This is a genomic window from Vibrio sp. V19_P1S1T109, from assembly GCF_002241375.1.
Taxonomy (GTDB): domain Bacteria; phylum Pseudomonadota; class Gammaproteobacteria; order Enterobacterales; family Vibrionaceae; genus Vibrio; species Vibrio anguillarum.
Genome location: NZ_NDIM01000052.1, coordinates 1 through 7421, shown reverse-complemented (window position 1 = coordinate 7421; position 7421 = coordinate 1). Strand labels below are relative to the sequence as shown.

Annotated in this window: 8 protein-coding genes; 7 read left to right on the top strand and 1 reads right to left on the bottom strand. The window is 44.1% G+C overall.

The genetic code is table 11. From position 1 onward, the window contains the following. The first annotated feature begins 101 nt into the window (after positions 1–101). The 3 genes from B9J87_RS17700 to B9J87_RS18015 all read left to right on the top strand — a co-directional run bounded on the left by B9J87_RS17700 (position 102) and on the right by B9J87_RS18015 (position 3284). Positions 102–269: a hypothetical protein gene (locus B9J87_RS17700; RefSeq protein ID WP_156117117.1), complete on the top strand. Its 168-nt coding sequence runs from the start codon at positions 102–104 to the stop codon at positions 267–269. Further along, the gene (gene polA / locus B9J87_RS02650) at positions 253–3042 is read left to right on the top strand and encodes a DNA polymerase I (protein WP_094149308.1); all 2790 of its coding nucleotides are present in this window, start codon (positions 253–255) and stop codon (positions 3040–3042) included. The genes B9J87_RS17700 and polA overlap by 17 nt, the downstream gene beginning before the upstream one ends. Positions 3043–3236: 194 nt before the next feature. Next, positions 3237–3284, top strand: a complete 48-nt coding sequence (locus tag B9J87_RS18015; protein ID WP_438356636.1) for a hypothetical protein — start codon at positions 3237–3239, stop codon at positions 3282–3284. A 497-nt stretch (positions 3285–3781) separates the two neighbouring features. Here the strand turns inward: B9J87_RS18015 and yihA are convergent, their stop codons facing one another. After that, entirely contained in the window at positions 3782–4489 is a 708-nt protein-coding gene (gene yihA, locus B9J87_RS02645; protein ID WP_017044507.1) for a ribosome biogenesis GTP-binding protein YihA/YsxC, read from the bottom strand. A 167-nt stretch (positions 4490–4656) separates the two neighbouring features. Between yihA and B9J87_RS02640 the strand changes: the two genes are divergently transcribed. From B9J87_RS02640 to B9J87_RS02625, 4 genes are all read left to right on the top strand, one after another. Beyond that, on the top strand, positions 4657–5274 hold the full coding sequence (locus tag B9J87_RS02640; RefSeq protein WP_013855644.1) for a c-type cytochrome: 618 nt from the start codon (positions 4657–4659) through the stop codon (positions 5272–5274). Positions 5275–5490: 216 nt separating this feature from the next. Further along, positions 5491–6129, top strand: a complete 639-nt coding sequence (locus tag B9J87_RS02635; protein WP_017044505.1) for a class I SAM-dependent methyltransferase — start codon at positions 5491–5493, stop codon at positions 6127–6129. After that, on the top strand, positions 6129–6683 hold the full coding sequence (gene yihI / locus B9J87_RS02630) for a Der GTPase-activating protein YihI (RefSeq protein ID WP_094149307.1): 555 nt from the start codon (positions 6129–6131) through the stop codon (positions 6681–6683). Before B9J87_RS02635 ends, yihI begins: the two co-directional genes overlap by 1 nt. An 8-nt stretch (positions 6684–6691) precedes the next feature. After that, positions 6692–7180: a DUF2489 domain-containing protein gene (locus tag B9J87_RS02625; protein WP_094149306.1), complete on the top strand. Its 489-nt coding sequence runs from the start codon at positions 6692–6694 to the stop codon at positions 7178–7180. Positions 7181–7421: the final 241 nt, after the last annotated feature.

The following is a 7421-nucleotide window of genomic DNA, read 5'->3' as shown; positions in this document are numbered from 1 at the left end:
TGATAGGAATGTTCGATCTTTGTTTTATTCATTTATAAACAATAAGTTAATGCCATTGTTTTCCTCGTTAATCACTGTTTAATAACCAGTGGATAAAAACTATGAACAGAGTTATCCACAGAATGTCATTTGCGGTGGTGGACAAATCAGCAAAATGTTTCGTTGCTCAAGGTGCATTGGCGTGGAATCCTCAAGACAGTCATGGCATCCTTAGTCATTACATTTCGTACTCGCTTTGGATTGCAAAAGACTATGGCTCGCATACCTGACAACCCGTTCATTCTGATTGATGGCTCTTCTTACCTTTACCGTGCATTTCATGCCTACCCAGGCACCATGAGTAATGGCGAAATTCCAACTAATGCTGTCTATGGCGTGGTCAATATGCTCCGTAGCATGATGCGCCAGTTTTCCGCTGAGCGTATGGTGGTTATTTTTGACGCGAAAGGAAAAACCTTCCGCGATGATATGTACCCACAATACAAAGCTAACCGTCCACCAATGCCTGATGATCTACGTTGTCAGATTGAGCCGTTGCACAATGTTATCCGTGCGATGGGGCTACCGCTGATATCGATTGAAGGTGTCGAAGCCGATGACGTGATTGGTACGCTAGCCTCTCAAGCATCACAAGCTGGCATGCCAGTGCTGATCAGCACTGGTGATAAAGACATGGCACAGCTGGTGGACGAGAATGTCACCTTGATCAATACCATGACGAATGTGGTACTTGACCGTGAAGGGGTGATTGAAAAATTCGGTATCCCTCCTGAGCTTATCATCGATTATCTGGCCTTGATGGGCGATAAAGTCGATAACATTCCTGGTGTACCGGGTGTCGGTGAGAAAACAGCGATTGCGTTACTACAAGGCATTGGCAGCCTAGAGCAAATTTACGATAACCTCGATAAAATTGCGCAATTGGGTTTTCGCGGCTCTAAAACCATGGCGCAAAAACTGGCGGATAACCGTGAAAACGCTTTTCTCTCTTACCAATTAGCCACCATCAAGCTGGATGTCGCTTTGGAAGAGAAACCAGAAACCTTGTGCAAAACCCAGCCCAATATTGATGAGTTGATTAAACTTTATGGTCAGCTCACGTTTAAATCTTGGTTAACAGAATTGCTGGATGGTGGTAATGGGGTGATTGACGCTGATGAAAAAGTGGGTGCGGTAAACACTTCTTCACAAGCAAGGGAGATGGATACAACCGCCGCCACGATTGATCGCAGCCAATATCAAACCATTTTAGATGAAGAGACGTTTAATGCTTGGTTAGAAAAACTGAAAGCGGCAGAAGTGTTTGCGTTTGATACGGAAACCGACAGCCTCGATTATATGGTAGCGAATTTAGTTGGCCTCTCTTTTGCGACCGAAGAGGGCGTTGCAGCGTATGTTCCTGTTGCGCATGACTATCTTGATGCACCAAAGCAACTGGACCGTGATTGGGTACTCGCCCAACTTAAACCCATTTTAGAAGATGAAAGCCAAGCCAAAGTGGGGCAGAACCTAAAATACGATGCCAGCATTGTTGCGCGTTACGGTATCAATATGAAAGGCATCAAGCACGATACGATGCTCGCATCTTATGTGTACAACAGCGTCGGTGGCAAACATGATATGGACAGTTTGGCGCTACGATTCTTGCAACACAGCTGTATTTCATTTGAACAGGTGGCGGGCAAAGGTAAAAACCAACTGACCTTCAACCAAATTGAACTTGAGCAAGCGGCACCGTACGCTGCGGAAGATGCTGATGTGACTTTGCGACTTCATCACCGTTTGATGAGTCATATTGAGCAAGATGAGAAGCTCAATCGCATCTACCAACAGATAGAAGTACCTCTTGTTCCCGTGTTGTCACGTATAGAACGTACAGGCGTGATGATCGATGATATGTTGCTTGGCGCGCAATCGCATGAAATCGCTGCTCGTTTAGAGCAACTAGAACAACAAGCGTTTGATATCGCGGGTCAACCTTTCAACCTAAGCTCACCAAAACAGCTGCAAACCATTTTGTTTGAACAGATGGGGCTACCGGTGATTAAGAAAACGCCAACAGGTACACCTTCCACCAATGAAGAAGTACTGCAAGAGTTGGCACTCGACGGTTACCCTCTGCCTAAAGTGATCATTGAACATCGTGGTTTAGCTAAGTTGAAATCGACCTACACCGACAAACTGCCTAAAATGATCAACCCAACCACAGGGCGAGTGCATACCTCGTATCACCAAGCTGTAACCGCCACTGGTCGTTTGTCTTCAACCGATCCAAATTTGCAAAACATTCCGATCCGTAACGAAGAAGGACGCCGGATCCGTCAAGCCTTTATCGCTCCTCATGGCTGGAAAATTCTGGCCATCGATTACTCGCAAATTGAGTTACGCATTATGGCGCATTTGTCCGGCGATAAAGCGCTGCTTGAAGCATTCCTGCAAGGGAAAGATATCCATGCAGCGACCGCGGCTGAAATTCTTGGAGTGAGTATTGAGCAAGTCAGCAGTGAGCAGCGTCGCCGTGCGAAAGCGGTTAACTTTGGTTTGATCTACGGGATGAGCGCCTTTGGTTTAGCCAAGCAGCTCGGCATTCCTCGTTATGAAGCCCAAGAATATATGGATAAATACTTTGAGCGTTATCCTGGCGTGATGCAATACATGGAAGATACACGCTCTACGGCTAGTGAACTTGGCTATGTTGAAACTTTATTTGGTCGCCGTTTGCATCTGCCTGAAATTAAATCGCGTAATGGGATGCGCCGCAAAGCCGCTGAACGTGCCGCGATCAATGCTCCAATGCAAGGTACGGCTGCGGATATCATCAAAAAAGCGATGCTATTAGTCGATGCTTGGATTGAGGATCATGGACAGGGACGCGTTAAACTCTTGATGCAAGTGCACGATGAACTGGTGTTTGAGGTGCAAGAGACGGCTTTAGCCGAAATTGAAATTAAAGTACAACAATTGATGGAATCAGCGGCAACGCTAGCGGTGCCATTGGTCGCGGATACTGGTCATGGAGACAACTGGGATCAGGCGCATTAGTTGTTTTTTAAGCAGAATTAGCTAATTTATATGAGCCGACGCACAAATGTCGGCTTTTTTATGGCCTAGAAACAAGTGTTCTTGATTTTAAACTTTGTGTTGTTTAATAAAATTTTCATGAAAAAAAACTACAAAAATAGTTTTCATTTCTGACCATTTGTTATACATTAACTCTCGTAGGGTACAGAGGTAAGATGTTCTATCTTTCAGACCTTTTGTTTCACGTTATTGGATTAGGCTGATTCAGCCGCCCCAGTCAGTATTTGACTGGGGCGTTTTTTATTGGGCCAAAGAAAATATTCATCACTGTTTTTTTTACGAGAATTTAGGTGATACAAACACACTATTCTATTGCTGAGTAGTTACTTTGTTTCTTTTATAAACACCCAATTCTGTAACTGGCTAACAGTCACACTTTGATTATTTCTAATGAGAAATCAAGTTCGCCTCAAACACAAAGAATATGTTTAAATATTATTAATATTCATTATGTTATGTTGATTTTATTGGGGTGAGCCAGAGGAGTGTTCTGTGGGTGAGTGAATTGATGACTCTTTGACCTATTGAAAAGTTGGAGGGATTAAGGAATGCTTAGCAAAACAATAATAAATTACCTCCTACTTCTCTCCCGTTGCCCCACCAGGATGGTGGGGATTTTTCTCTTTGCCGTTCGCATTTGGATTTAAAGCCTATAAAAAAAGCCCCACGATTAGGTAGGGCTCTGTTGGAGTCACGATTTTTAGTGTTCTTCAGAATGGTCTGGATTCTCTTCTATCTCTTCTAAGTGAGTTGAATCACACTCATCCATCTCTTCCACTGTTTCTTGCTCGGCTAAATGTGCGAGTGCGGGTGCAAACCACGTATCCAATTTATTACGCAGCACATCGACGCCTAAGCCTTTCAATGATGAAAAAGCATCGACAGTGACATCGCCGCCAAAAGAGCGTGCCTCTTCACGAATTTTTAACACTTGAGCTTTACGTGCGCCACTTTTTAGCTTGTCCGCTTTAGTCAGTAGTACTAGTACTGGGATGTAGCAATCGACAGCCCAAGAAATCAATTGTTGGTCGAGATCTTTCATCGGATGGCGAATGTCCATTAGCACAACCAGCCCTTTTAAGCTCTTACGCTTTTGTAGGTATTCACCTAATGATTTTTGCCATTTTTTCTTCAGTTCCAAAGGAACTTGAGCAAAACCATAGCCCGGTAAATCCACAATATGACAACCTTCAGTGACTTTAAATAGGTTGATCAGTTGGGTTCGACCCGGAGTTTTACTGGTTTTAGCCAAGCTCTTCTGATTCGTTAAGCGATTCAACGAACTCGACTTACCTGCATTGGAGCGTCCTGCAAACGCAATTTCGATCCCTTCATCATCAGGTAGATGACGAATGTCAGGCGCACTGGTAATGAAATGCGTGTTTTGATAATGAATTTTTACGCTCACTGTTAACTCCATCTCGACTTTGTGTAGTCGATTGATTACTTTTTTGTGAAATTGTGTAAAATAACCGTGCTCGGCATAAGGTCGCCTATTGTACCATGAGTCGCCACTGAGAGTGAGTAGCAACTGCAAAGTGGTACTGGAAGCTTGATAATTATAAATGGAATGTCATGAAGAAATTAGCGCTAATCTTGAGTCTTTTAGCCAGCTGCTCAGTGTGGGCCCAAGGCAGCATTGAAGCTGGTAAAGCAAAATCCCAAACGTGTGTTGCCTGTCACAGTGCTGATGGCAATAGTCTACTTACAATCTATCCTAAAATTGCTGGTCAGCATGAGAAATACATAGAGAAGCAATTGCATGATCTCAAGCTGGGAATGACAAGCGGTGGCAAACAAGGTCGTTACGACCCCGTAATGAGTGCCATGGCGATGCCTCTTAGCGACGAAGATATAGCTGATCTTGCAGCGTATTTTGCATCACAAACTATTTCAGCGAACTCAACGCCTGAAGACGTTGCAGTGAAAGGAAAAGCACTTTATAGCGCAGGTGATGCAGAGCGTGGTTTAACCGCTTGTATTGCGTGTCATGGTCCACGTGGTAATGGTACTGAGCTTTCAGGTTTCCCTAAAATTTCTGGTCAGCATGCTGACTACATCAAAGCTCAACTGCAAAAATTCCGCGATGACGCTCGTAATAATGATATGAATGCCATGATGCGTGATGTCGCGAAAAAGCTCAGCGACACCGACATCGAAATACTTTCTAAATACGTTGGCGGCCTTCACTAAGCCCTACACCGTTCGAGCACTGTTGTTTGAAAACGCCTTAGCGCTGAGCTAGGGCGTTTTCTTTTGTGCTGAAGAAAACGTAATTTTTTGCTCAATGATCGGCTTACCTATCGCTTTTTTTATCTTTTTTTGCCTAGCTGGTGAAAAAATACGCGCTGACTCTCCACTCTAATGCCACTTTCTGGTATGTTGCGCATCCCTGTTTGAGGATGTTACATGCACATTTGCCCATTATGTTTTAGTGAACAAATAGTTCCTTATTTTGCCGATAAAGTTCGCTCTTATCTGCAGTGCCAACACTGTGCACTTGTGTTTGTTAGCCCTGAACATCGTCTTGACGAAAAAGCGGAAAAAGCATTTTATGATTTGCATGAAAATAACCCGCAGGATAGGGGTTATCGCCAGTTTTTGTCACGCGTTTGTGCGCCGATGTTGGAGAGGCTTTCTCCGGCATCTAACGGGTTAGATTTTGGTTGTGGGCCGGGGCCAACCTTATCCATTATGTTGGAAGAGGCTGGGCACACAATGTCGTTATACGATATCTTTTTTCATCCAGATGAAAAGGTGTTGCAGGCGACCTATGATTTTATGACTGCCACTGAAGTGATTGAGCATTTACATAAGCCGCACCAAGTTTGGCAGCAATGGTTAAATTTAGTTAAGCCAGGAGGCTGGATTGGGTTAATGACCAAACTAGTCAAAGACGTGGAGGCGTTTGCTGGGTGGCACTACAAAAATGATCTCACACATGTGATCTTTTTTAGTCGTGAAACCTTCCAGTACTTGGCCAAGCGGGATGAGCTTGAACTTGAATTTATTGGTAATGATGTAATTTTACTGAGGAAACCCCAGTAATGAGCCGTAGTAAAAAATCGAGAAAGCCGGGTTCAGCCGGTGAAGGCGACGTGATTGTCACGCGTAATCGCAGTGAGGCAGATGTTGAAGGCCGTTTGCGTAAGCGAGTTAAAAAACAGAAAGGTCTGAAAGCGGGTAGCCGCCATTCCGATGGTTCAGATCAGCAGCAGCGAGAAGCCGCTAAAGCGCACGATCCACGTTTAGGCAGCAAGAAAAAAATTCCTCTGGTGGTTGAGCCAGCGAAGAAAATGACCAAGCAAGAGCGTCGTTTGTCGGCTGAGCAAGAGCTCGAAATGCTGGAAAATGATGCGCAATTGAACGTGTTGCTCGATCGTATTGATAATGGCGAAAACCTAGGTGCCGGCTTGCAAAAATACGTTGATGAGAAACTCGATCGTATTGAAGCACTGATGAAGCAACTTGGTCTGTATGCTGAAGAGCAAGAAGATGTTTTCGAGCCAATCGTGACTGGCGGTAGTGCCAAAAAATCACGTTCAGATGATGATTTATTATCAGATTTTGAAGGCTTCGACCTAAATGATTTAAAAGGATAGAAAGTGCCATGAATGTAACCTTGTTAGCCATTGCTGGTGGAATCATTATTCTCAGCTTAGCGTCTTACGCTGGTTACCTTCTGCTGCAACTGAAAAAGCAAAAGGATTTGCAGCTTCAACATCAAACGTTGGCCATTGAAAAACGCAATGCAAATATTTTTGATAGCGTAAATACGCTTTGCATGGCTGGGATTCAAGGCCAATGTGATCTCTCCGAGATCAGCATCCGTGTCTACTGCATTATGGATTATGTTCAAGGCGAACAGAGAATCGACTTTGATAGTTCGTATCCCGCTATTTCCGAACTGTATTATATAGTGAAGGATATGCCGCGTGGCGAAGAGCGCAGCCAACTCGCTAAACAAGAGCGAATGAAGCATAACTTAGTGCGCCAAAAGGCGGAGGCCCGTTTAATGGATGCGATTGTTGAAGAGTTAAAAGTTCTGCAAAAACGCATTGCCCCTTTGAATAGTCAAATTCCGATTCAAATGATGTAATGGCTCGACTGCCTCTTTCGAGTGAGTGATCGCGTTAGCAGTTTAGAACATTTATACACAAATTTCGTTTTGTCACCCGACGTCCATCATTGTCATGTGGCAAAATAGCCCGTCAAAGTTTCGAACGGAAAGCACAGCATGTCTTCGCAAGTCGTACCCAGCCAACAGATCGTATGGGATCAAGCTGTTTTAGATAAGTATAACTATTCAGGCCCGCGTTATACCTCTTATCCTACAGCAC

Excerpts from the sequence above, each read along its gene's own strand:
- B9J87_RS17700 (WP_156117117.1), top strand. The coding sequence starts at position 102 with ATGAACAGAGTTATCCACAGAATGTCATTTGCGGTGGTGGACAAATCA.
- polA (WP_094149308.1), top strand. The coding sequence starts at position 253 with ATGGCTCGCATACCTGACAACCCGTTCATTCTGATTGATGGCTCTTCT.
- B9J87_RS02625 (WP_094149306.1), top strand. The coding sequence starts at position 6,692 with ATGAATGTAACCTTGTTAGCCATTGCTGGTGGAATCATTATTCTCAGC.
- B9J87_RS02635 (WP_017044505.1), top strand. The coding sequence starts at position 5,491 with ATGCACATTTGCCCATTATGTTTTAGTGAACAAATAGTTCCTTATTTT.
- B9J87_RS02640 (WP_013855644.1), top strand. The coding sequence starts at position 4,657 with ATGAAGAAATTAGCGCTAATCTTGAGTCTTTTAGCCAGCTGCTCAGTG.
- yihI (WP_094149307.1), top strand. The coding sequence starts at position 6,129 with ATGAGCCGTAGTAAAAAATCGAGAAAGCCGGGTTCAGCCGGTGAAGGC.